Source organism: Flavobacterium sp. ALJ2 (genome assembly GCF_015594725.1).
Lineage (GTDB): Bacteria > Bacteroidota > Bacteroidia > Flavobacteriales > Flavobacteriaceae > Flavobacterium.
The window spans coordinates 1-714 of record NZ_JADNRC010000055.1; the positions used below are offsets into that span (position 1 = coordinate 1).

Below are 714 nucleotides of genomic sequence, written 5' to 3' on the forward strand. Positions count from 1 at the left end.
GTTAAAGTTTTTAAAACCGGATTCTTCTACATTCCTGAACCAATGAGCTAGTTTGGTCATAGCAATGTGTTTGTCATTGTAGTTGTTGTAAATCCCACGAAGTTGCTGAACTATTCTATAAGCTGTTTTGATATCAGGATATAACTCAAATAAGATTAAAGTTCTTTCATTTTGACTCTCAGTCCATTTTTGCGGAGATTTATAAAGAGCATATCTACTTCTGGCTAATAACTGCTTTACAGAGTCTCCGTTAGGTAAAAGCTCTGGGACATAGGTTTTGTTCTCTTTTTTGGCTTGTAATATCAATTGATTCTCTGCATCCATAGCTTCCCAACGATGTTTTATTCTAATCTCCTGTAATGCTTCTAGAGCTAATTTTTGAACATGAAATCTATCAGTAACCTGTACCGCTTTTGGAAAACATCTTTTGGCAATCAATTTCATAGAATTAGCCATATCAAGTGTTATTTCTTGAACACAACTTCTTTTTTTATAGTCAATTTTACAGATATGTTCAATGACTTGCTCAGCCTTTGTTCCAGCAACAATAGCAACTAAGCAACCTTTTTTACCTCTAGCTTTCTTATTGGTTACAATAGTAAAAAGCTCACTCTGAGACAAAGCTACTTCATCAATTGATAAATGAGTACCCATGTTTTCAGGGTAAACAATCCACTCGTGGGCATGTTCTCTTGGAGCCCATGTTCTAAAGGA

General features: G+C 35.0%; 1 protein-coding gene. It reads right to left on the bottom strand.

From position 1 onward, the window contains the following. On the bottom strand, nucleotides 1–714 hold a 714-nt coding region (locus IUY40_RS19185; RefSeq protein ID WP_229335701.1), incomplete at both ends, for a transposase.